Here is a 21,598-nt window from a genome sequence, read left to right on the forward strand (position 1 = left end):
ACCACGATTCCAAACAATCAATATTGTTCTAAATCAATATCCATTCCTAATGAGCGTATTTCTTTTACCAGTACATTAAATGACTCCGGCATGCCGGCATCGATCTTATGATCCCCCTTGACGATACTCTCATATACTTTAGTACGTCCGGTAACATCATCGGATTTCACCGTCAACATTTCCTGCAAGGTATAAGCAGCGCCATAAGCTTCCAGCGCCCAAACCTCCATCTCACCAAAACGCTGTCCGCCAAATTGCGCTTTACCGCCCAATGGTTGCTGAGTCACCAAACTGTAAGGACCTGTAGAGCGTGCATGCATCTTATCATCCACCAAATGATGCAGTTTCAGAACATGCATATAGCCAACCGTGACCGACCGGTCAAATGCTTCTCCTGTTCGACCATCATACAGCGTGATCTGCCCCGATCGCGGCAATCCGGCAAGCTCCAGCATATCCTTAATTTCATCCTCGGTTGCTCCATCAAATACAGGTGTTGCAAACGGAACTCCTTCGGTCAAATTTTCCGCTAACGATAAGATTTCGTTATCCGATAATGAAGCTATATCTTCCTTTTTGCCACTGCTGTTATAAATCTTATCCAAAAATTCCCTGATTTCATTTGCATTCTGCTGGGCTTTTAGCATTTCATCGATTTTTTTGCCCAATCCCTTCGCGGCCCATCCCAAATGCACTTCCAGAATTTGCCCGACATTCATCCGGGAAGGAACTCCCAATGGATTCAATACCACATCGACTGCTGTTCCATTCGCCATGTAGGGCATATCTTCCAAAGGAACAATTTTCGAGATCACACCCTTGTTGCCATGACGTCCCGCCATTTTATCGCCGGGCTGCAAGCGCCGTTTAACCGCGATATAAATCTTCACCATTTTCTGCACACCGGGCGCCAATTCATCTCCCTGCGTGAGTTTTTTCTTTTTCTCGTCAAATGCCGCATCAAATGCTTTGCGCTTTTGCGCCATACTTTCACGCACCTGCTCCAGCTGTATGCTCGCATCTTCATCGGCTAAGCGGATATCAAACCAATAATGCGGATCAAAACTCTTCAGATATTCAGTTGTAATCTCTTTTCCTTTAACCAGCTTATGCGGTCCGCCGGTTGCAATTTTACCGGTCAATAGACGTTCAATACGCGCAAACGCATCTTCTTCCACGATACGCAATTGATCGGCCAGATCCTTTTTATAGCGATCAAGTTCGTCATCAATAATTTTTTGCGCACGTTTGTCACGTTCTATGCCTTCGCGTGTGAATACTTGCACATCGATGACTGTACCTGAAATCCCTGATGGAACCCGTAGCGATGTATCTTTGACATCCGATGCTTTCTCACCGAAAATGGCACGCAATAATTTCTCTTCCGGTGTTAACTGCGTTTCTCCTTTCGGTGTGACTTTCCCGACCAGTACGTCGCCAGCCTCGACTTCCGCGCCGATATAGACGATACCCGATTCGTCAAGTCGGCTGAGTTGATGTTCGGACAAATTGGGAATATCTGCCGTTATCTCTTCGGTGCCCAGTTTGGTATCCCGGCTTACCACGGACAGCTCTTCAATATGTATTGATGTAAAGCGATCCTCAGCTACAATCCGCTCTGATATCAAGATGGAATCTTCAAAGTTATAGCCGTTCCACGGCATAAATGCCACCAGCATGTTCTGTCCCAATGCCAGTTCGCCCATATCAGTGGAAGCGCCGTCGGCTATGACATCGTCTCTGCTGATATCGTCACCAACCTTGACTAAGGGGCGCTGATTGATATTGGTATTCTGGTTTGAGCGGGTGTACTTAATAAGATTATAAATATCCACTCCCACTTCGCCCATGCGAGTTTCCGCATCATGCACCCGCACCACAATCCGGCTGGCATCAATATAATCTACAATTCCACCGCGCTTAGCCCGCACAGTTGTTCCTGAATGCACTGCCACCACGCGCTCAATGCCGGTGCCAACGTACGGTTTTTCCGCGCGCAGACAAGGAACGGCTTGGCGTTGCATGTTTGATCCCATCAAAGCACGGTTTGCATCATCATGCTCGAGAAAAGGAATGAGTGAAGCAGCCACAGAGACAATTTGCGCTGGCGCCACATCAACATACTCAACCCGCTCAGGTGACGACAATGCAAACTCGTTTTTGTGGCGGCAGGAGACGATGTCGCTAATCAATTGATTTTTATCGTTAAGCTCAGCATTTGCCTGAGCAATAATAAAATTGCCCTCTTCAATAGCGGACAAATAATCGATCTCTTCCGTCACCCGGCTATCTTTCACTTTACTATACGGAGTTTCAATAAATCCATATTCATTGGTTCGCGCATACAGTGCTAGCGAATTTATCAAACCGATATTCGGTCCTTCCGGAGTTTCGATCGGACACACGCGCCCATAATGCGTCGGGTGCACATCGCGCACCTCAAACCCCGCTCTCTCACGTGTCAGACCTCCGGGTCCCAAAGCTGAGATACGTCGTTTGTGGGTGACCTCAGATAGAGGATTCGTTTGGTCCATAAACTGCGACAATTGGCTCGAACCGAAGAATTCACGCGCAGCCGCTGAAACCGGTTTCGCATTAATCAAATCATGCGGCATCAGATTTTCCGATTCTGCCTGACTTAATCGCTCCTTGACTGCACGCTCTACGCGCACCAATCCCGATCTGAATTGATTTTCCGCCAACTCGCCTACCGAACGTACCCGGCGATTACCCAGATGGTCAATATCGTCTATCTCACCCCGGCCATTGCGTAATTCAACCAGAATTTTAATAACCGCAATAATATCCTCATTGGATAGTGTCGGAGATCCCGTCAGTTCAGTCCTACCCACCCGGCGGTTAAATTTCATTCGACCCACAACTGATAAATCGTAGCGTTCAGGCGAGTAAAATAAACCGGCAAATAGCGCCTTAACAGCTTCTTCCGTCGGCGGTTCACCGGGGCGCATCATACGGTAAATCGCAACCTGCGCGTTCATCTCGTCGGTTGTCTCATCAATCTTCAATGTTTGTGAGATATACGCACCATAATTCAAATCATTCACATAGAGTGAATGAATTTTCTTTACGCCGGCTTTACGAATCTTAGTCAATGTTTCTTCGGTAATTTCATCATTCGCAAGCGCGACAAATTCGCCTGTTTCCTTATCGACTATACTGTGTGCCAGTATCCTTCCGAGTAAAAAATCATCCGGTACATCCAGTTGATCGATACCAGCTTCCTGCATTTCCCGGATATGCTTAGCCGTAATGCGTTTATCCTTTTGAACGATAACTTTCTTACCTTTGCCCACTATATCAAAACTCGCTACTTCGCCCCGCATGCGTTCTGGTACGAGTTCAAATTGAATGCTTTTATCTGAGAAATGAAAACAATCAAAAATGAAAAATTCTTGCAGTATCTGCTCGGTAGTACAGCCGATTGCTTTAAGTAGTGTAGTCACCGGCATTTTGCGGCGACGGTCAATCCTGAAAAATAAACAATCCTTCGGATCAAATTCAAAATCCAACCACGATCCGCGATAAGGAATAATCCGTGCAGAAAACAATAATTTTCCCGAAGAGTGCGTTTTGCCGCGATCATGTTCGAAAAATACCCCAGGGGAACGATGGAGTTGTGAAACGATCACGCGTTCCGTGCCATTGATGACAAACGAGCCTGTCTCGGTCATCAAGGGGATCTCGCCCATGTAAACTTCTTGCTCTTTGACTTCTTTGACCGTCGGTTTGGATATTTCCTTATCCATAATCGTCAGCCTTACTCTGGCGCGCAATGGCGATGCATAGGTAAGTCCGCGCTGCTGGCATTCCTTGACATCGAATACCGGTGTCCCAAGCTCATAGCTTATAAAATCAAGCCGTGCATTTTTGGTATGGCTTTCGATTGGAAAAATTGAATTAAAAGCAGCTTGTAATCCCTGATTTTGGCGTTTATTAGGTGCAACATTTTCCTGTAAAAAAGCTGCATATGATTCGAGCTGAGTAGCGAGAAGAAACGGAATGGGTAATACGCTCGCACGTTTGGCAAAACTTTTACGGATACGTTTTTTCTCTGTGAACGAATAGCTCATGAATTTTCTCCGAGAGAAGAAGACAGAGGATTGAAGGGCTGAGGCCAGATAACTATCAATTGTTCAAATGCCCAAAATGACACATCAAATGGTCAAAATATCAAAGGCTGGCGGCTTCAATAGCCTACCAGCCCAAAAAATTTATAATTCTTATTACTTAATTTCGCAAGTTGCGCCGGCTTCCACCAATTGTTTCTGGATAGCAGCAGCATCTTCCTTCGATACGCCTTCCTTAACGGGTTTCGGTGCACCGTCAACCAGATCTTTTGCTTCTTTCAAACCGAGTCCGGTTACTGCTCTGACCACTTTGATCACATTAACTTTACTCTCACCGGCAGACGACAGAATCACGGTAAACTCAGTTTGCTCGGCAGCCGCAGGAGCGGCAGCACCACCGCTTGGAGCAGCAACTGCAACAGCAGCGGTTGCGACAGCGGACACGCCGAATTTTTCCTCCATTTCTTTAATCAATTGCGACAATTCAAGTACGGTCATATTCGCAATTGCATCTAATATTTCTTCTTTTGTTACAGCCATCATTTTCTCCTGATTATTTTCTATATTTACGTATTAAGGAAGTTTGAAAAACTTTATTTGCTATCACGCACCATAGCCAAACCGCGCACAAACCGAGCAGGTACCTCATTCAATGTTTGTACAAACTTGGCAATAGGCGCTTGCATTGTTCCCAGCAATCTTGCTAGCAGTTCTTCACGACCTGGCAACGCCGCCAATGCAGTAATTTCATCACGCGATATGACTTGCTCGCCAATTGCACCAACTTTGATCACGAACTTTTCATTGTCTTTGGAAAATTCATGCAGCACTTTTGCAGCCGCCACTGGATCAGTACCTATGCCGTAAGCAAGCGGACCCACCATATGTTTGGCCAAGCCTGCATAGGGCGTATCCGCTACAGCACGGCGAACCAATGAATTTTTTATGACATGAAAATAAATCCCTGATTCACGAGTTTTTGCTCTCAGCTGTGTCATTTGACCAACTTCCATCCCGCGATACTCTGCAATAATGATCGCTTGAGCGTTTGCCACTTGAGCACTCACTTCCGCTACAATTGCTTTTTTCTCTTCAAGATTAAGACTCAAGGTTCACTCTCCATCAGTTAAAAATAGTATTCGGTTCATCTATACAGCCTTCTGCTCCGAACACTACACACTGGTGACCTTAAACCAGGAAAATGAGACTAGGACTCCTGTTTTGGGTTCACCATCTACGCTGGGTAGTCGGATACACTGAAGAAAACAAATCACATGACTTGTACAACTTCATCTTTCATATAGCCGAGAAATTAAGCGACGCAAATAAAATCCAGTTTTACAATTCATTTACTCTTGTGCGCCCCAGCGGTCTTTGATATTCCACTCAATACTTATCGCATTCAATGGCCCAAAGTTCTTTACATACTACGAAATACTTGTTTGATCAACCCGCACACCAATACCCATGGTGCTCGAAACCGATACTTTCCTGAGATAAACACCTTTAGACGAAGCCGGTTTGGATTTGTTAAGCGCTTCAATCAGCGCTTTTAAATTTTGTTTTAATGCATCCACACCAAACGATGCTCTACCAATCGTGCAATGAATGATGCCGGTTTTATCCGCTCTAAATTGAACCTGCCCAGCTTTTGCATTCTTAACGGCACCCGCGATATCCGCAGTCACTGTACCAACTTTCGGGTTCGGCATTAAACTACGCGGCCCCAGAATCTGACCTAATTGACCAACCACGCGCATCGCATCGGGACTTGCAATAGCGACATCGAAGTTGATATTACCAGCCTTAATCTCGGCCGCCAGATCATCAAAACCTACAATATCAGCCCCTGCTTCTTGAGCCTCTTTTGCTTTATCTCCTTGTGCAAATACCGCGACACGAACTGTTTTTCCAGTTCCTGCTGGCAAAACGACCGAGCCTCGCACGGCTTGGTCAGATTTCTTCGCATCAATTCCAAGATTAACCGCAACATCGATAGATTCATCAAATTTTGCAGTCGCTGCTTCTTTGATCAACCCTAATGCATCATCTACCGGATACACCTTAGTGCGATCCACTTTTCCGGCAATAGCTTTATAGCGATTTGATGAGCGCGCCATTCTATACACCCTCCACTTCTATGCCCATACTTCTTGCACTTCCTGCAATCGTTCGCACGGCAGCATCCAAATCCGCCGCAGTCAAATCTGGCATTTTTGTTTTGGCAATTTCTTCAGCTTGACTACGGCTTAGTTTTCCGACCTTATCCAAATGCGGTTTAGAGCTTCCTTTACCGATACCAGCGGCTTTCTTGATCAAAACCGACGCTGGCGTTGTTTTCATTACAAATGTAAAACTTTTATCCGCATATGCAGTAATGATGACGGGCACGGGCAAGCCTGGTTCCATTTTCTGCGTAGCCGCGTTAAACGCTTTACAGAATTCCATGATATTCAGCTGACGCTGACCTAATGCCGGACCAATAGGCGGACTCGGATTAGCTTTTCCCGCAGGTACCTGTAACTTAATATATCCAATAATTTTCTTTGCCACTTCATCCTCCTGTCGGGTGCAATCGAACGATCACTCGCTCTCCCCGGTTACAAATGATAAAAATATCGCCTAGCACTCTTGGTTCAGTTTGTTCAACCTTCAGAAACACAAATGTTCTTAACTACTCAGGATTTTTCTACTTGATTAAAGTCCAATTCAACGGGGGTTGGCCGCCCAAATATAGAAACCGAAACTCTAAGTTTGCTCTTGTCGTAATTGACATCTTCCACATTTCCATGGAAATCTGTGAAAGGTCCCTCTTTAACGCGCACAGCTTCACCTATTTCAAATAGGATCTTCGGTTTCGGTTTCTCAACGCCTTCTTGAATTTGATGAAGTATATTATCAACTTCCTTCTGACTGATCGGAGTAGGCTTCATAACAGAACCTCCGACAAATCCTGTCACCTTCTCAGTATTCTTAACCAAGTGCCAGGAATCATCAGACATCTCCATTTCCACTAACACATATCCGGGAAAGAATTTCCGTTCGCTGATATTCTTTTGACCGCTTTTCATTTCTATTACTTCTTCAACCGGTACCAGAATTTGGCCAAATTTATCCTGCATACCAGCCCGCTCAATGCGATCCTTCAATGCACGTTGTACACTTTTCTCATAACCTGAATAAGCGTGAATCACATACCATTTCTTACTCATTCTTTCCTCTGAGAAATGTGATCAAGCATCTTGATTCATCATAATTTTTACAAGTGACATCAAGGCAGCATCAATCATCCATAAAAATAACGCCATGGCAATGACAAATGCAAATACCACTCCTGATGTTTGGAGTGTTTCCTTGCGGCTGGGCCATACTACCTTTTTCGCTTCTTCAGAGGCTTCTCTGCAAAACACATAAAAATCCTGACCCTGGGTTGTAAATCTCGCAATAACTGCTGCCAACACAAATCCTGCCAATATTGACAATATACGCACGACCATAGCGCTTTCACTTAAATAAATGAATCCCGCTATCCCGGCAATGATGAATACAAATACAAGCCCAAGCTTCAGTTTATTCACGTCTATCGAATCCTTATATTTCTTAAAATCATGAATAACCTTCTGATTACTCACTAAACCTCAATTCCGGTCAAATTCTATTCTTTTTAGCTGACAACAACCTTAACCATACCAGGCTTATATACTTGAATACTATCCGTTAGTGTGGCAGGCCAGGAGGGCATCGAACCCCCAACCTTCGGTTTTGGAGACCGACGCTCTGCCAATTGAGCTACTGGCCTTCTAACTACAATATATCCGAAGCTAAAACTACAAAAAAACAATTATTATTGTATCAAGAATCACTCGATGATTTTTGCGACCACGCCGGCACCTACCGTTCTTCCACCCTCACGTATCGCAAACCTCAATCCATCTTCCATCGCAATCGGCGCTATCAAATTCACTGTTACCGATACGTTATCCCCAGGCATCACCATTTCCGTGCCAGCCGGCAGTTCGATCGCTCCCGTCACGTCCGTCGTCCTAAAATAAAATTGTGGACGATAACCGGGAAAGAAAGGTGTATGTCTTCCACCTTCATCTTTACTTAACACATAAATCTCTGCTGTGAATTTGGTATGCGGCGATATGCTGCCCGGTTTTGCCAATACCTGACCACGTTCCACTTCTTCCCGCTTCGTGCCCCGCAGCAATATTCCCACATTGTCCCCCGCTTGCCCCTGATCCAGCAGTTTGCGGAACATTTCCACACCCGTACATACCGTTTTCAGTGTCGGTTTGAGACCAACAATCTCTATCTCGTCACCTACTTTAATGATCCCTCTTTCCACGCGACCCGTTACAACCGTTCCACGACCTGAAATCGAGAATACATCTTCCACAGGCATGATGAAAGCACCGTCAATTGCGCGCTCCGGTTGCGGTATATAACTATCCAACGCTTCCGCCAATTTCAAAATGGAGGGTTCGCCGATATCGCTTTGATCACCTTCCAGTGCTTTCAGTGCCGAACCGACAATAATCGGGGTATCGTCGCCCGGGAAATCATATTTGGATAATAGTTCGCGTATTTCCATTTCGACTAGCTCGATCAATTCAGCATCGTCAACCATGTCCGCTTTGTTCATATATACAATGATGTAGGGAACACCCACTTGGCGCGCCAGCAGTATATGTTCACGCGTTTGCGGCATCGGGCCGTCAGCGGCCGATACAACCAGAATCGCTCCATCCATTTGTGCTGCGCCCGTGATCATGTTCTTCACATAATCCGCGTGTCCAGGACAGTCCACATGCGCGTAATGACGATTCGCTGTTTCGTATTCCACATGCGCTGTATTAATGGTAATTCCACGCGCACGCTCTTCCGGCGCCGAGTCAATCTGATCGTAGCTCTTCGCTTCTCCGCCAAATTTCTTCGTCAATATCGTCGTAATCGCCGCCGTTAGCGTCGTCTTACCATGATCCACGTGTCCTATCGTTCCAACATTTACGTGTGGCTTCGACCGCTCAAATTTACTCTTTGCCATGTCTTGTTTCCCCTTTGCGTGCTTTAACCATACAATCCTACGTACAATCTATGGAGCCCATGACCAGGATTGAACTGGTGACCTCTCCCTTACCAAGGGAGTGCTCTACCACTGAGCTACATGGGCAAGCATAAACAACAACCTCTACCGTTTACCTTCTAATTCTCATTTGGAGCGGGTGAAGGGAATCGAACCCTCGTCGTAAGCTTGGAAGGCTTCTGCTCTACCATTGAGCTACACCCGCGCTATTCACCAATTGCAAGGAAGCGCAAGCCTTTAATCAATTCAGCAAACTATCGACCTCACAATTTTCTTACCGTTTACTAAATTGGTGGAGGGGGAAGGATTCGAACCTTCGAAGGCAGAGCCGTCAGATTTACAGTCTGATCCCTTTGACCGCTCGGGAACCCCTCCAAACGAAACGGGCAATTATGAATATTTTGCACTCATAAGTCAATCTTGTTTTAACGACAGGTTATATGCCAGCAGCAACCGATGCATCATCAGCATTTGTAAAAACCCAGATCGCATTTGATTGTATGCGCACTGGGCAGTTGAATTTTCACAACCGATAAAAGAAATCAATAAACAAATTTACTGTTGGCTTTATGCCAAACGGATTCTAGGATCAACCAAGGTATACGATATATCGGTTAAGACCAAACCTATGATGTAAAGCACTGAGCCTAAAAAAACCATCGCTCTGACAATTGCAAAATCCTGCGAGTTAATCGCGTCAATGGTATAACTGCCCAATCCTGGTATACCAAAAAACGATTCAACCAACAAACTGCCGAGAAACAACAAAGGCACCACGACGACTGCACCGGTCAAAATTGGGATTAATGCATTCCTCAGAACATGCCGGAACAAAACAATACGCTCCGACAAGCCTTTTGCCCGGGCTGTACGCACATATTCCTTATTCATCTCTTCCAGAAATATGGTGCGATACCAGCGGATATTGGATCCGGCGCTACTGATTACGCCAATAATAACCGGCAACAGCAAAAACCTTGCAGCATCCAATCCCGTTTCGTAACCGGATATGGGCACCCAATGCCAAAGCTTACTGATCAAAAATTGCCCGACAATAATATAAAACAAACTGGAAATAGACATCAGCGCTACGCACAGTATCACCCCGAAGAAATCAACATAAGTGGCACGAAAAAAAACCATCAACAGCGCAAACGTGATATACACGATCAGTCCCAGAACAAATACCGGCAACGCAATCGCCATACTTGGCAGCATCCGTGACTTAATTTCCTGCGCAATATCACGTCCATCATCCGCACGGCCAAAATCGAAAACAAACATTGAGATCGATTTTTCAAAGAAAATCGTATCGGCAAACTTATCCAGCTTTTCCGCTTCGTGGTTGAAAAGCAGCGGCTTGTTATAGCCCCGCTCCGCTTTCCATTTTTCAATTGCTTCCGGTGTTACATACTTAATACCCAGTTGCATGCGCGCCATATCATCGGGGGTATTCACGACAAAAAACAGAATGAATGTGATGAGATTGACACCGATCAGAATCGGTATTGCGTAAAAGATACGTCTGACAATATAACTCAGCATTTAACCAAACTGATTCATGATGAAGAAGCACGCAGCGCGATGCTGCTCTCGTGCCGGCGGAAAGCCGTTACCGCCGGAATAATGCTTATTGCCAATGCAGCAAAAATCAATGCGATCGGCCAGACGATGGGCTCATTCCACTCCTGCCGCTTTTGCGCCCTTAGCGCAGTATCGACTCTGAAATACTTAAGATTATTATTCGATATCCGGTTGGGTTTAACATTTTGATACCAAGAATGATACAGACCGTAATCCTTCGGATGATAACCCCACAACCACGGCGCATCGAAGCGCAAGATCTCCACCATGCGATCGATAATGAGCTGCCGCTGCGGTCCATCTTCCATATTTTTCATCTGTTCAAACAGATGATCATATTCCGCATTGTGATAATTCGCCGCATTCTCGCCACTATTCCCTACTTTACGCTGCGGTCCGTACAATAAGAACAAGAAATTTTCCGCATCCGGATAATCCGCATTCCAGCCCCATTCAAAAATCTGCGCATTTCCTTTCCGGATTTTATCCTGAAAACGATTGTAGTCGGTGCTCCTCACCACCAACTGGATATTTAGTTTCTGGAATTGCTTGCGCATCCAATCAAGCCGGGATCTATCCTCAGTGCTACGCGCCGTCACATCAAAATACAGAATGAGCGGTGCACCGGTTCGTTGATCTATGCCATCCGGATAGCCCGCTTCTGCAAGCAATGCCTTTGCAACGCGAATGGATTTACGCTGCGGTTGACCGTTCACCCAATCGTACACCACCGGATTGATACCGTCCTCACCATCGCGATAGCCTGCAATACCAGGTGAAATTGGGCTTTGCGCGGGCATACCACGGCCGTTGGCAAAAATTGAAATGAATTCTTCGTAATCGACCGCGATTGCAATCGCTTGCCGCAGTTTTCTGGCCGCCTCCCGTGATTTCTCATCAACTCCGCCAACCACCGGATCGAGCATATTAAACCCCATGTAATAGGTTGATGCCGCCACTGCCGTCTCCAGTCTTATCCCTTGCTCAGCCATCGCGTCGGTAACCATCGCCTCGCCTTGTCCCACCAATTGCACGGCTTGATCAAAACTATCCGAACCGATACCGCTGGCATCATAATACCCTTGCAGGAACTTATTCCACCGCGGGATGCTTTCCTTTTCTCTTACAAACAATATCTTATCGATAAAAGGTAATTTCTTTCCGGCATCCGCTAACAAATTATCATCCTCGCCTCCCGGCATGCCTTCAGCGGGATAATATTCATCATGAAAATTGGGATTCTTTTCCAATACCATCCGCAGATTGGGATCGTTCTCGGTCAGCATATAGGGCCCGGTACCCACCGGATACCAATCCAGTGTAATGTTTTTTTGTATTAATCCCTGCTGTGAATAGAAACGGTCCGCTTCCCATGGAATCGGTGCAAAAAAAGGCATCGCCAGCCAATAGACAAACTGCGGATACTTACCTATAACTGTGATACGGTAAGTATACCGGTCAACTACTTGCCCCCCTGCCAATGGATACTCTCTCAGATCTAAAAATGTTTTTTCTTCCGCTTGATTCCTCCGCTCGGCTTGTTTTAACACCTCGGCATACTCCCGGAGTCCCGCAATGTAATCAGCCATGAGCCCGTATATCGGCGAGTGCAATTTTGGATGCGCCAGGCGCTTGATTTGATAAACATAGTCTTCCGCCACCAATTCCCTTGTGCCAGTTTGGGAAAAATCGGAAAGTTTTCGTATGGATGCCAATTCCTGTCGATTCAGGTTATAAAATAATCCATTACCTTGCGCATCGCGAACAAAGGCCGGATGCGGCTGAAAAAGAATGCCCGGCTTAATTGAAATTTCATACACACTGTAGGCGATACTGCTCGCTTCCGCATCATCCGCCAATTGATCACCTGCTGCGTCAAAGTACTTCACCGTGGGTATTTCCTTGGCTGTAGCGGGAATTAACACAAAGGGCCGTTTCAAATAATGATACTGCAAGGGCGGTTCGTAAATCTGTGCGGTGAATTGAATCTCATTGGAACTGTACGATTGCACCGGATCAAGATGTTTCGGGCGTTCAGTGAACACCGTGTAAAGAATGTTTTTCCCCGTATCCTCCGGCGCGTAAGGATTATTCCAATTATGTTTACCGCATGCCGTCAGCAAAACCAGAATCAACAGCAGATATGATGAAATATTCAGCTTATACATAACCGACATTATGCGATGCAATTCGCGTACACAACAAAAAACTCCGCCATCTTTTCATCTCTTCCTTCACACAACCCCAACTTTCCTCGCCTTCAGCTATAATTCGCCAGTTTGTACAATTTTACAAGGAAAAAATATGGGATTTCTGGCAAATAAACGCGTCCTCATCACTGGATTGCTGAGTAACCGGTCTATTGCCTACGGTATTGCAAAAGCCATGAAACGAGAAGGCGCATCGCTGGCTTTTACTTACCAAGGGGAAGATGTCCGTGGCCGTGTGGAAAAACTAGCCGCCGAATTTGAAAGCAATCTGTTGTTTCCTTGCGATGTTGCCAGCGATACTGAAATAGCGTTCTGTTTCGAGAATCTGCAGAAACATTGGGATAGCTTGGACTGCATTATCCATTCCGTTGCCTTTGCACCGCGCGAGGCATTAACCGGTGATTATTTGGAAAGCGTCAATCGGGAAGCATTTCGCATCGCACACGACATCAGCGCCTATAGCTTTTCCGCGCTTGCCAAAGCGGCATTACCTTTAATGCAGAATCGCAACGGCGCTCTTTTAACGTTAAGCTATCTCGGTGCAGTCAGGGTCATGCCGAACTACAATGTGATGGGTTTAGCCAAGGCCAGCCTCGAAGCGAATGTCCGTTTCATGGCTTCCAGTTTGGGCCCCAAGGGAATCCGCGTCAACGCCATTTCTGCCGGACCGATCAAAACTCTGGCCGCTGCCGGCATCGGAAATTTCGGCAAATTGTTGGGTTACACCGAGAAGGTTTCACCGCTACGTCGCAATGTAACTACCGAGGAGGTCGGTAATGTTGCCGCTTTTTTATGCAGCGATCTGGCCAGCGGCATCACCGGAGAAATAACTTACGTGGATGCAGGCTTTAATACGGTTGCGTTTAATCTCAATGACTAGGCCCAACAGTAAAAATTCGACTACTAAAAGCTATCCTGCTTGACCTTTACATCATAACGCTGTCTGATAGCGGCTAAGTAGGCGGACATTTCCTCTTGTGTGATCATTTGCTGAAGTTGTTTGGTAAAACTATCCAGCTTTGTTTTTTCCGGAGATTCGGGTTCTACAACGCGATTAATCCTTATCAAATCAAATCCGCCCTTTGCATTGACTGCCCCCACATAGACTGGCAATGTGCGAGTGTCAGCGCTAAAAACTATGCGCAAAGCTTCATGATCCAACCCTAGCGGCTGCATATAGGAAATCTGTTTTGCATCGCCCCAGGCAACATCGTTCACATCTTCTCCCGTTTGCAAGCGCACGAGCTTTGCTCGTCCGTCTTCAACGGCCTTCGCTTCAGCCATTTGCTTTCTGAGCTTCTCTACGATCTGTTCTCTGACAACTTCAAGGGATTGCGTCGTCGCCGGCTTATGTTCAAGAATACGTGCAGCCACAAAGGTATCCGGTTTCACTTCAATGACTTCGGTATTACGATGATTTGTAATAACATCCTCTGAAAAAATGGCTGACAATAATCTGTCATTACTCAGAATTGCAGGATCCATTGAGTTTTTCGTGATCCAGTCGCTTTGCTGAATAGGCAATTCAAATTTTTCTGCGGCGGCTTGCAGATTATCGCCTTGTTCATAAACGATGTTGCTGAAATCTTCGGCTATCTCGCCAAAAACACTGCGCACCATTTCCAACTTGAGCTTATCCGCAATCTGCTCGCGCACTTCATCCAGATTAGGTCGCTTTTCTTCTTTAATTGCTGTTAGTTTAATGATATGAAAACCAAAATCCGTTTCTACAATGTCACTGATCTCATCCAACTGCATTGAAAAAATTTTATCTTCAAAAGCTTTAACCATTACGCCACGACCGAAAAATCCAAGATCTCCGCCCCGCATTGCCGAGCCAGGATCGTCTGAGCTCTTTTTGGCAATTTCCGCAAATTGCTCCGGACTTTGCTTAACTTGTTCCAATATACCTGTGGCTTTTTCTCTAGCTGCTTGCTTTTCCTCGTCTGTGGCATCAGCTGCTGCGCTGATCAAAATATGGCTGGCTTTGCGCTCTTCCGGTTGACCGAATTCTTCCTGATGTTCGGAAAAATAAGTAGTGACAGCTTCATCACTAACCGTTTCATTTTTAGCCACCGCATCCAGCGACAAAACCAGGTATTCAATCCGTGCTCGTTCCGGCAAATCGAAGTCAGCTTTATGCTTGTCATAATAAGCTGCTATATCCGTTTCCTCCGGTACCAGCAGCTGCGCTAAAAATTGTTCGGGTGTAATCTGTGATTGACTGATTTCGCGCTTAACTTCACTTAAATAATGCACTTTCTCGGCGACTACTTTGGGAGCAAACGCATTATCGCTATAACCGTCCAATAACTGCTGCAGCAAAAGCTCCTGACGAACGCGCGACTCGAATATCGCTGGAGTGAGACCCTGACTACGCAACAGCTGTTCATATTGCTGCTTAGAAAACTTACTATCCTTCTGAAATGCCGGAACATCCCGGATGGTTTTGACGATTTGCGAATCCAGAACGGTAAAACCGTTACCGGCCGCCTCCCGGTATAGTAACCGCTGCTGAATGAGCCTCTCAAGTACCGAATTTTTTACTTCAAAAGTATCCAGCATTGCACTATCGAAATTTGCTCCCAACATAGAGCGCATTCTTTCATGGTGATCACGTAACGCCTGCTCATATTCCCGCCGCGAAATCTCTTCGCCATCAACAACGGCAACATAACCCTCCCTTCCCGTGTTGCGATACGACTCAATACCCCAGAACAAAAAAGGCAATATCAACAAGCCCATAAAGACTTGAACGATACGTTTTTTACGGTTGACAAAATCAAACACAATTAGAACCTATGAATGTCAGATAGTGAAGATCACTTTTAAAGAATTTGCTGCTGCAAGCTGACTTGATTTGGCGGAGTGGACGGGACTCGAACCCGCGACCCCCGGCGTGACAGGCCGGTATTCTAACCAACTGAACTACCACTCCTAGAACTAGCAAAATGACTGGTGGGTGCTGACGGGATCGAACCGCCGACATTCGCCTTGTAAGGGCGACGCTCTACCAGCTGAGCTAAGCACCCGGTCAAAAAAGAGCGCTAGTTTACTGCATCTTTGAGCGCTTTACCAGCACTGAATTTAGGAACCTTCGCTGCCTTGATTTTGATAGCAGCACCCGTACGGGGATTACGGCCTGTGCGTGCAGCTCTTGTACCTACTTTAAAAGTCCCAAATCCGACCAAAGTTACACTTTCATTTTTCTTAAGCGCCCCTTTTATTGCAGTTAATGCACCATCCAATGCACTGCCCGCTGAAGCTTTAGAAATTTTAGCCGATTTTGCGATAGCTTCGATAAGTTCGGATTTGTTCATATAATTCCCCTTCTTAGTTAATGGTAATTAAATCACAAGCAAGTACTGCAGCCGTTCTTATATCAAGCTGTTAACGCCCGGTCAAGCAAATTAAGGTCGGCTCATTGCATCATTTATCAAGCGAATCAACTATTTTAGAGGAAGTATCTGTTCAATAAAACAACAAAAATCATTACAAACAAACAATTAACCCACAGAGACAGAATCAACCTTAAGTTTCCATGAGGAATTCTACACTAATAAATTTCTGACTTTTGTTCGCGATTTAACAACACCTCAACCGCTTTCTTGGCTGACACCACGCCATGCAGAATATCGCAAACCGCTTGAGTAATGGGCATTTCGATATCCAATCGTTGACTTAATTGCAAAACCGATTTCGCTGTATGCACACCTTCGGCGACATGTCCCAATGTGCTCAAAATATCATCCAGCGATTTGCCCTCGGCCAGCATCAATCCGACTTGTCTGTTTCTGGACAAATCGCCGGTACTCGTCAGGATTAAATCACCAACACCTGCCAATCCCATGAAGGTTTTCATACTTCCGCCCAAGCCGAGCCCTAATCGCATAGTCTCTAACAATCCTCGCGTAATCAGCGCCGCCCGGGCATTGTGCCCCAAACCAATGCCATCGGAGATACCTGCCGCAATAGTGATCACATTCTTTACCGCTCCACCCGTTTCAACACCGACAACATCTTGACTGGTATAAATGCGCAGTTTGGCACCATGTAGCTCCATCGCCATTTTATGTGCGAAATCAACATCCTGAGATGCCAGCGTTAAAGCGGTTGGCAAGCCTTGCGCCACCTCTTTCGCAAAACTCGGACCGGATAATACACCACAAGGCGGCAATAGATCGGAGAATTCTTCTGCAGCAATTTGATGCGGCAGATAAGCGGTTTCTGATTCAAATCCTTTACATCCCCAGATGATCGGCACCTTGATCTTACAGTCAACAATAGCCCGCAATGTGTCACGCAAACCAGCAACAGGAACAACTATTAATGCCAGATCGGCACCACTCAATGCCTCGGTAAGTATTGAAGTAATCTTCAAAGATTCAGGTAGCGAGTAGCCCGGCAGGTACGCTTGATTAATTCGCTGATGATCCATGTCAATGGCATGATCAGGATTTTTTGTCCACAAATGAATCAGATGGCGCGTAGACAGACTAATTGCTAAAGCGGAACCCCATGCACCCGCACCCAGTACAGCAATTTTCATGACCCCCAAACCTGATTGACTTTGACGTAACCCGTTTGTCCGCCGGAATGACGCACTTTTACCCAGCCATTGCTATTTGAATCCAACCACTCCAAGACAATATTTTCCTCGGCTTGAAACACTAATTCCGAGTTCATATCGGCTGATTTGTGAATGCTGGCCAGAGGTACCGTCACGACGACATAACGTTGCGGACTTAGAGCCTTTTTCTCAACCCATGCAAGACTTCCGCTACTGTCACGCACTTTAGCCCAACCATCAACATCCACCACAACTTCGACCGGAAGATGGCGATCGGCCACAAATAGTTTGTCAGCTCTAAGCGATGGTGCGTCGTACATCACAACGGCACTCTCAGCAATTGAGAGAAACTCGATTTCAGCGATCGTATAACCAGGAAGAAACAACAACATACCAATCAGCGAAATACCGACTCTGTTTTTTAACCAGTATGAACGAATCAGCGAGCTTTTCTTCATTGCCACCTTCACTTCCATATTCGCAGTTTCCCTTAATTAGGTTTTGTTTCCGCTCTTTTCTGCTGATAAATAGCTTCAAAATTAACCGGATTGAGAATAACCGGTGGAAACCCGGCGCGCGTCACGACATCGGACACCACTTCACGCAAATAAGGAAAGAGAATATTGGGGCAGCCAATTCCCAACACCGGATCTATTTCTCCATTGGGTATATTGCGGATACGGAAAATCCCTGCTTGCTGAGCTTCAACCAAGAACATGATCTTGTCCTTTATCTTTGCAGTAACCGTTACCGTTAGCAGCACTTCGTATAATCCTTCATCGATCCCTTGACTCTTTGTTCCAAGCTGCAGATTAATTTCCGGTGTATCTCTTTCCAGAAAGATATTCGGTGCATTGGGGATTTCCAAGGACAAATCTTTCACATAGATTTTTTCTATAGCAAAAATCGGTTGCTGTTGCTCGCTCATATATTGACCTTATCCAATAGTGAATTAAAAAGCTAACTTAAATTTACAAATTGCTATCGCATCAACCATAATCCCTTGATTAAGTCGCCAGCAAAACTGTCAATTCGCCTTCGCGATCCAGCTGCGCCAGATCATCATACCCGCCAACATGCTTGTCACCGATATAAATCTGCGGAACGGTACGCCGCCCCGTTCTTCCCATCATTTCAATACGTTGTTGCGGCTCAAGATCAACACGGATTTTCTCAATTTCCTGTACTCCTTTTGCACGCAATAAATTTTCCGCCATCCTGCAATAAGGACAAAAACCTGTTGTATACATGATAACTCTGGGCATTTACTTCCTCTATCGCTTAACCATTGGCAGACCGGCACGCTTCCAGGAATCAATACCCCCCATTAGATTCACTACTTGGGAAAAGCCATTCTTCTTTAAAACCAGGCTGGCATTGTTGGATCGGATACCGCCCCGATAGATCACCACAATCGGCTTTTCCTTGAATTTTTGCAACTCAGTCCAACGCTCCTCAATTTTCTCAGCCGGTATATGTTTAGCGTTTGGCAAATGACCTGCGGCAAATTCACTGTCATCCCGCACATCCAGCACCACAGCATCCTGGTAATTTATCAGCTGTACCGCGGTACGCGTATCGATTTCCTTGATACCACGTTGCGTCAACATCGACCATAACAGCATTGCGCCACTGATGACAGCCGTAATAACGAAGAGCAGGTTCTCTAACCTGAGAAGAAAATGATCTTGAAATAATGATAATTCCATATTCGCTTTATTTTATTCGATTTTTTCAAATCGCTGATTTTATCAGAAACTAAAAAATTAAGGGATTCTCTTAATTCCGGACAATTGACTGCAGTATAGTAGCTTTATGCTCATAGACTTATATGCCAGAATAAAAAAACAGAATTCGTTATTATTTTCATGAAAAAAACACTCACGGTTTATTTGTCGTAAAAGAATCAGTCTAATGCTGTGTTTATTAGCAAAAATATAATAAAATACGAACATTCTTAATCTGCTTGACGAAACTCATCCCCCTTTTATCAAAAGATCAATATGAAGAAAATTGTTCTCCTGCGGCATGGAGAAAGTACCTGGAATAAAGAAAACCGTTTTACTGGCTGGACAGATGTTGATCTAACGCCCCAAGGCATACAGGAAGCTCAAAATGCCGGTCGGCTATTACGCGAACACGGATTCGCATTCGATATTGCTTATACATCTGTCCTCAAACGCGCCATCCGCACCTTATGGATTGTGCTGGACGAAATGGATCAAATGTGGATTCCCATACAACACACCTGGCGCTTGAATGAACGGCACTATGGCGCACTGCAAGGGTTGAACAAAGCGGAAACCGCAGCGCAATATGGCGACGAACAAGTCCTCATCTGGCGGCGCAGCTATGACATTAGACCGCCGGCGTTAAACGTTGACGATGTCCGCTATGCAGGCGCTGATCCGCGCTACCAAAATTTGGCGCATGGCGATATCCCTCTGACAGAATGTCTGAAAGATACAGTCACACGCTTCTTACCTTATTGGAGCGCAACTATCGCACCACAAGTTCAGGCAGGCAAAAGTGTCATCATCGCAGCACACGGTAATTCTTTGCGTGCGCTGGTTAAATATTTGGATAATGTTTCTGACGAAGATATCTTAAACTGCAACATCCCGACCGGCATCCCGCTGATTTATGAATTGGATGACAATCTAAAACCGATACGGAGTTACTATCTCGGAAACCCGGCTGAAATTCAGGAAGCGATGCAAAACGTAGCCAACCAAGGTAAATCGTCGGCTTAAATGTTCATTTATTCAAAAATGGGTGTAGCTTGTACACTATTTCGAATAAAACTCATCTATCCGGAAGTTCATACGTTTAATTTAATCCATACAAAACGCGTTCGATCAGCACTAGCAGCTTGCACTCTGATTCTTTTTTGCTCACCAACGGCATTTGCGAACAACCAGGAAAATCTCAAGCTACTGCGTGAGCGCATCCAGTCGCTGCAAAAGGACTTGGTAGATAAAGAAGCGCTAAAACAAGATACAACAAATGTATTACAGGATACGGAGCGTGCTATCAATAGCATTGCGCAAAAAATGGCTAAACTTATCGAGCATGACCGGCAAGCTGTCGAAGAATACAAATTGCTGCAAATACGGCACAAAAAAATAAGCGATGAAATTGAAATTGAGCGGAGCCAGTTAGACAGATTGCTCTATCAGCAATATATCGGTGGACAACAAGATTACTTGCGATTGGTGTTGAATCAGAAAAACCCCCACCAGATTGCGCGCGATGTTTATTATTACCAGCAATTTTCGCAAGCTCGCGCCAATAGCATCAAAAATCTTCAGCATAATCAGAATGAAATTGAAACTCTGACGCAAGTCAGCCGTCAAAAAAAAGACAAAATTGCCGTTATCCAGGCAGAATATTTCGATCAGCGCAAAAAACTTGAACAAGAGAAAGCCAAGCACAAAACGATCCTCGTGCAATTATCCAATCAAATCAGCCAGCAACAACAAGAATTAAATAAGCTCGAAAAAGATGAAAAGCGCCTAACAAACTTAGTAAATGAGATTAATCAACTACTTGTTCAAGAAAAATCCAAAGATGCAGTAATTAACAACAAGCTTCCTGATACTTCCGCTACTGGTGTCGCATTTTCAACATTAAAGGGCAAATTAAATTTGCCGGTGCGCGGGAAACTTGTAAACACATTTGGTGGTCAACGTGCAGGTAAGCATGTGACATGGAAAGGTTTATTTATACAGTCACCGGATGGTGGTGAAGTTAAAGCGATTTCCGCGGGTCGAGTCGTATTTGCGGATTGGCTGAGAGGTTTCGGTAATTTGATAATTTTGGATCATGGAAACAACTATATGAGCCTATATGGCAATAATGCAACACTTCACAAACAAGTAGGCGATACTATTCGCGGTGGCGATACGATTGCAACTGTTGGAAATAGCAGTGGAAATACCGATTCAGGCCTATACTTTGAGCTTCGTCACGGGGGAAAGCCGTTTGACCCGTTGACGTGGATAAAAATAGAATGAACAGAGCAGCAGCCATTTACATAAATTTGACCAGTGCGGAG

At 45.3% G+C, this 21,598-nt stretch carries 20 protein-coding genes and 6 tRNA genes; 3 read left to right on the top strand and 23 right to left on the bottom strand.

Going from position 1 to position 21,598, the window contains the following annotated elements:
* Positions 1 to 17: 17 nt before the first annotated feature.
* The 14 genes from rpoB to HRU78_12120 all read right to left on the bottom strand — a co-directional run bounded on the left by rpoB (position 18) and on the right by HRU78_12120 (position 12,929).
* The gene (gene rpoB, locus HRU78_12055; protein QOJ24290.1) at positions 18 to 4,091 is read right to left on the bottom strand and encodes a DNA-directed RNA polymerase subunit beta; all 4,074 of its coding nucleotides are present in this window, start codon (positions 4,089 to 4,091) and stop codon (positions 18 to 20) included.
* A 153-nt stretch (positions 4,092 to 4,244) separates the two neighbouring features.
* Positions 4,245 to 4,628 (bottom strand): 50S ribosomal protein L7/L12, encoded by a 384-nt coding sequence (gene rplL / locus HRU78_12060; GenBank protein ID QOJ25044.1) that lies wholly within the window; start codon positions 4,626 to 4,628, stop codon positions 4,245 to 4,247.
* A 53-nt stretch (positions 4,629 to 4,681) separates the two neighbouring features.
* Positions 4,682 to 5,197 (bottom strand): 50S ribosomal protein L10, encoded by a 516-nt coding sequence (gene rplJ / locus HRU78_12065; GenBank protein ID QOJ24291.1) that lies wholly within the window; start codon positions 5,195 to 5,197, stop codon positions 4,682 to 4,684.
* 318 nt (positions 5,198 to 5,515) lie between these two features.
* Complete coding sequence (rplA, locus tag HRU78_12070; protein QOJ24292.1) at positions 5,516 to 6,208, bottom strand: 50S ribosomal protein L1; 693 nt, start codon at positions 6,206 to 6,208, stop codon at positions 5,516 to 5,518.
* Position 6,209: 1 nt separating this feature from the next.
* Positions 6,210 to 6,641 (bottom strand): 50S ribosomal protein L11, encoded by a 432-nt coding sequence (gene rplK / locus HRU78_12075; protein ID QOJ24293.1) that lies wholly within the window; start codon positions 6,639 to 6,641, stop codon positions 6,210 to 6,212.
* A 125-nt stretch (positions 6,642 to 6,766) separates the two neighbouring features.
* A complete protein-coding gene (gene nusG, locus HRU78_12080) occupies positions 6,767 to 7,300 on the bottom strand; it encodes a transcription termination/antitermination protein NusG (protein QOJ24294.1) in 534 nt (177 codons plus the stop codon).
* A 21-nt stretch (positions 7,301 to 7,321) separates the two neighbouring features.
* Positions 7,322 to 7,666, bottom strand: coding sequence for a preprotein translocase subunit SecE (secE, locus tag HRU78_12085; GenBank protein ID QOJ24295.1), 345 nt, complete (start codon positions 7,664 to 7,666; stop codon positions 7,322 to 7,324).
* A 145-nt stretch (positions 7,667 to 7,811) separates the two neighbouring features.
* Positions 7,812 to 7,887: transfer RNA gene (locus HRU78_12090), tRNA-Trp, on the bottom strand.
* A 60-nt stretch (positions 7,888 to 7,947) separates the two neighbouring features.
* Positions 7,948 to 9,138, bottom strand: a complete 1,191-nt coding sequence (gene tuf, locus HRU78_12095; GenBank protein QOJ24296.1) for an elongation factor Tu — start codon at positions 9,136 to 9,138, stop codon at positions 7,948 to 7,950.
* Between the two features lie 51 nt (positions 9,139 to 9,189).
* Positions 9,190 to 9,264 (bottom strand) — tRNA-Thr (locus HRU78_12100).
* Positions 9,265 to 9,308: 44 nt separating this feature from the next.
* Positions 9,309 to 9,382: transfer RNA gene (locus HRU78_12105), tRNA-Gly, on the bottom strand.
* A gap of 85 nt (positions 9,383 to 9,467) precedes the next feature.
* Positions 9,468 to 9,552, bottom strand: a tRNA-Tyr gene (locus tag HRU78_12110).
* A gap of 192 nt (positions 9,553 to 9,744) precedes the next feature.
* Complete coding sequence (locus tag HRU78_12115) at positions 9,745 to 10,722, bottom strand: ABC transporter permease (protein QOJ24297.1); 978 nt, start codon at positions 10,720 to 10,722, stop codon at positions 9,745 to 9,747.
* A 14-nt stretch (positions 10,723 to 10,736) separates the two neighbouring features.
* Positions 10,737 to 12,929: an ABC transporter substrate-binding protein gene (locus tag HRU78_12120; GenBank protein QOJ25045.1), complete on the bottom strand. Its 2,193-nt coding sequence runs from the start codon at positions 12,927 to 12,929 to the stop codon at positions 10,737 to 10,739.
* Between the two features lie 136 nt (positions 12,930 to 13,065).
* On the opposite strand from HRU78_12120, the gene fabI reads away from it, so the two are divergent.
* Complete coding sequence (gene fabI, locus HRU78_12125) at positions 13,066 to 13,851, top strand: enoyl-ACP reductase FabI (GenBank protein ID QOJ24298.1); 786 nt, start codon at positions 13,066 to 13,068, stop codon at positions 13,849 to 13,851.
* A gap of 23 nt (positions 13,852 to 13,874) precedes the next feature.
* Here the strand turns inward: fabI and HRU78_12130 are convergent, their stop codons facing one another.
* From HRU78_12130 to HRU78_12170, 9 genes are all read right to left on the bottom strand, one after another.
* Positions 13,875 to 15,761: a SurA N-terminal domain-containing protein gene (locus HRU78_12130; protein ID QOJ24299.1), complete on the bottom strand. Its 1,887-nt coding sequence runs from the start codon at positions 15,759 to 15,761 to the stop codon at positions 13,875 to 13,877.
* Between the two features lie 71 nt (positions 15,762 to 15,832).
* A tRNA-Asp gene (locus HRU78_12135) sits at positions 15,833 to 15,909 on the bottom strand.
* An 18-nt stretch (positions 15,910 to 15,927) separates the two neighbouring features.
* A tRNA-Val gene (locus tag HRU78_12140) sits at positions 15,928 to 16,003 on the bottom strand.
* A gap of 15 nt (positions 16,004 to 16,018) precedes the next feature.
* A complete protein-coding gene (locus HRU78_12145) occupies positions 16,019 to 16,291 on the bottom strand; it encodes an HU family DNA-binding protein (GenBank protein ID QOJ24300.1) in 273 nt (90 codons plus the stop codon).
* 236 nt (positions 16,292 to 16,527) lie between these two features.
* Complete coding sequence (locus HRU78_12150; GenBank protein QOJ24301.1) at positions 16,528 to 17,520, bottom strand: NAD(P)-dependent glycerol-3-phosphate dehydrogenase; 993 nt, start codon at positions 17,518 to 17,520, stop codon at positions 16,528 to 16,530.
* Positions 17,517 to 17,999, bottom strand: coding sequence for an SH3 domain-containing protein (locus HRU78_12155; GenBank protein QOJ25046.1), 483 nt, complete (start codon positions 17,997 to 17,999; stop codon positions 17,517 to 17,519). The genes HRU78_12150 and HRU78_12155 overlap by 4 nt, the downstream gene beginning before the upstream one ends.
* 32 nt (positions 18,000 to 18,031) lie before the next feature.
* The gene (secB, locus tag HRU78_12160; GenBank protein ID QOJ24302.1) at positions 18,032 to 18,469 is read right to left on the bottom strand and encodes a protein-export chaperone SecB; all 438 of its coding nucleotides are present in this window, start codon (positions 18,467 to 18,469) and stop codon (positions 18,032 to 18,034) included.
* 79 nt (positions 18,470 to 18,548) lie between these two features.
* On the bottom strand, positions 18,549 to 18,806 hold the full coding sequence (grxC, locus tag HRU78_12165) for a glutaredoxin 3 (protein QOJ24303.1): 258 nt from the start codon (positions 18,804 to 18,806) through the stop codon (positions 18,549 to 18,551).
* A gap of 9 nt (positions 18,807 to 18,815) precedes the next feature.
* A complete protein-coding gene (locus tag HRU78_12170; protein QOJ24304.1) occupies positions 18,816 to 19,250 on the bottom strand; it encodes a rhodanese-like domain-containing protein in 435 nt (144 codons plus the stop codon).
* Between the two features lie 294 nt (positions 19,251 to 19,544).
* Between HRU78_12170 and gpmA the strand changes: the two genes are divergently transcribed.
* Together gpmA and HRU78_12180 are read left to right on the top strand one after the other, a co-directional pair.
* On the top strand, positions 19,545 to 20,294 hold the full coding sequence (gene gpmA, locus HRU78_12175) for a 2,3-diphosphoglycerate-dependent phosphoglycerate mutase (protein QOJ24305.1): 750 nt from the start codon (positions 19,545 to 19,547) through the stop codon (positions 20,292 to 20,294).
* 18 nt (positions 20,295 to 20,312) lie between these two features.
* Positions 20,313 to 21,557 carry a peptidoglycan DD-metalloendopeptidase family protein gene (locus tag HRU78_12180; protein ID QOJ24306.1) on the top strand — a complete coding sequence of 415 codons (1,245 nt, stop codon included), beginning with the start codon at positions 20,313 to 20,315 and terminating at the stop codon, positions 21,555 to 21,557.
* The last annotated feature ends 41 nt before the right edge of the window (positions 21,558 to 21,598 follow it).

The sequence above is a fragment of the Gammaproteobacteria bacterium genome (assembly GCA_015709635.1).
Taxonomy (GTDB): Bacteria; Pseudomonadota; Gammaproteobacteria; order Burkholderiales; family Nitrosomonadaceae; genus Nitrosomonas.

Excerpts from the sequence above, each read along its gene's own strand:
- fabI (QOJ24298.1), top strand. The coding sequence starts at position 13,066 with ATGGGATTTCTGGCAAATAAACGCGTCCTCATCACTGGATTGCTGAGT.
- HRU78_12155 (QOJ25046.1), bottom strand. The coding sequence starts at position 17,999 with ATGAAGAAAAGCTCGCTGATTCGTTCATACTGGTTAAAAAACAGAGTC.
- tuf (QOJ24296.1), bottom strand. The coding sequence starts at position 9,138 with ATGGCAAAGAGTAAATTTGAGCGGTCGAAGCCACACGTAAATGTTGGA.
- secB (QOJ24302.1), bottom strand. The coding sequence starts at position 18,469 with ATGAGCGAGCAACAGCAACCGATTTTTGCTATAGAAAAAATCTATGTG.
- gpmA (QOJ24305.1), top strand. The coding sequence starts at position 19,545 with ATGAAGAAAATTGTTCTCCTGCGGCATGGAGAAAGTACCTGGAATAAA.
- HRU78_12150 (QOJ24301.1), bottom strand. The coding sequence starts at position 17,520 with ATGAAAATTGCTGTACTGGGTGCGGGTGCATGGGGTTCCGCTTTAGCA.
- rpoB (QOJ24290.1), bottom strand. The coding sequence starts at position 4,091 with ATGAGCTATTCGTTCACAGAGAAAAAACGTATCCGTAAAAGTTTTGCC.
- HRU78_12145 (QOJ24300.1), bottom strand. The coding sequence starts at position 16,291 with ATGAACAAATCCGAACTTATCGAAGCTATCGCAAAATCGGCTAAAATT.
- HRU78_12120 (QOJ25045.1), bottom strand. The coding sequence starts at position 12,929 with ATGTATAAGCTGAATATTTCATCATATCTGCTGTTGATTCTGGTTTTG.
- grxC (QOJ24303.1), bottom strand. The coding sequence starts at position 18,806 with ATGCCCAGAGTTATCATGTATACAACAGGTTTTTGTCCTTATTGCAGG.
- HRU78_12170 (QOJ24304.1), bottom strand. The coding sequence starts at position 19,250 with ATGGAATTATCATTATTTCAAGATCATTTTCTTCTCAGGTTAGAGAAC.
- HRU78_12115 (QOJ24297.1), bottom strand. The coding sequence starts at position 10,722 with ATGCTGAGTTATATTGTCAGACGTATCTTTTACGCAATACCGATTCTG.
- rplA (QOJ24292.1), bottom strand. The coding sequence starts at position 6,208 with ATGGCGCGCTCATCAAATCGCTATAAAGCTATTGCCGGAAAAGTGGAT.
- rplL (QOJ25044.1), bottom strand. The coding sequence starts at position 4,628 with ATGGCTGTAACAAAAGAAGAAATATTAGATGCAATTGCGAATATGACC.
- nusG (QOJ24294.1), bottom strand. The coding sequence starts at position 7,300 with ATGAGTAAGAAATGGTATGTGATTCACGCTTATTCAGGTTATGAGAAA.
- HRU78_12180 (QOJ24306.1), top strand. The coding sequence starts at position 20,313 with ATGGGTGTAGCTTGTACACTATTTCGAATAAAACTCATCTATCCGGAA.